The sequence below is a fragment of the Mesorhizobium sp. B263B2A genome, assembly GCF_020165775.1.
GTDB lineage: Bacteria > Pseudomonadota > Alphaproteobacteria > Rhizobiales > Rhizobiaceae > Mesorhizobium > Mesorhizobium opportunistum.
This window is the reverse complement of sequence record NZ_JAIUIU010000066.1, coordinates 1-1,130: the sequence shown is the minus strand read 5'-3', so window position 1 is coordinate 1,130 and position 1,130 is coordinate 1. Positions and strand designations below refer to the sequence as shown.

At 65.2% G+C, this 1,130-nt stretch carries 1 protein-coding gene; it reads left to right on the top strand.

Translation table 11 applies throughout. From position 1 onward, the window contains the following. Positions 1-3: 3 nt before the first annotated feature. Positions 4-1,130: 5-aminolevulinate synthase (hemA, locus tag LB568_RS33410; RefSeq protein WP_224732402.1), on the top strand; the 1,127-nt coding region annotated here is incomplete at its 3' end.

Sequence of the window (1,130 nt, the reverse complement as noted above, 5' to 3'; positions counted from 1 at the left end):
GACATGAACTATCAGCGGTTCTTCGAGGAAGCGATCGACCAGCTCCATGCCGAGCGTCGTTATCGCGTCTTCGCCGACCTCGAGCGCATCGCGGGCAAGTTTCCACGCGCCATATGGCGTTCCAACGGCCGCGCCGAGGAAATCACCGTCTGGTGCTCCAATGATTATCTCGGCATGGGCCAGCATCCCGACGTCATCGCCGCGTTCCAGAACGCTGCCGGCAAGATGGGCTCGGGCGCCGGCGGCACCCGCAACATTTCCGGCACCTCGAACCCGCTGGTCGAGCTCGAGCACGAGCTTGCCGACCTGCACGGTAAGGAAGCAGGCCTGGTCTTCACCTCCGGCTTCGTCTCCAATGAAGCGTCGATCTCGACCATCGCCCGGCTTTTGCCCAACTGCCTGATCATCTCGGACGAGTTGAACCACGCCTCGATGATCGAAGGCGTGCGGCGCTCGGGCGCCGAAAAGAAGATCTTCCGCCATAATGACGTCGCACATCTGGAAAGCCTGCTGCAGGCGGCGGGCCGCGAACGCGCCAAGCTGATCGTCTTCGAAAGCGTCTATTCGATGGATGGCGACATCGCGCCGATCAAGGAGATCGTCGAACTCGCCGAGCGCCATAATGCCATGACCTATATCGACGAGGTCCATGCGGTCGGCATGTACGGACCGCGCGGCGGCGGCATCACCGAGCGCGAGGGCCTGGCCGACCGCATCGACATCATCGAAGGCACGCTGGCCAAGGCGTTCGGCACGCTGGGCGGCTACATCACCGGCACCAGTGCGGTGATCGACGCGGTGCGCTCCTACGCGCCGGGCTTCATCTTCACCACGGCGTTGCCGCCGGCGATCGCCGCCGCGGCCACCACCTCGATCCGCCATCTCAAGCGCTCGCAGGCCGAGCGCGACGCCCAGCAGCAGCAGGCGAGCCGGACCAAGCAGATCCTGTCGGCCGCCGGCCTGCCGGTGATGGAATCGCCGACCCATATCGTGCCGCTGCTGGTCGGTGACCCCGAACTGTGCAAGATGGCGAGCGACCGCCTGCTAGGCGTGCACGGCATCTATATCCAGCCGATCAACTACCCGACCGTGCCGCGCGGCACCGAGCGGCTGCGCATCACGCCGACGCC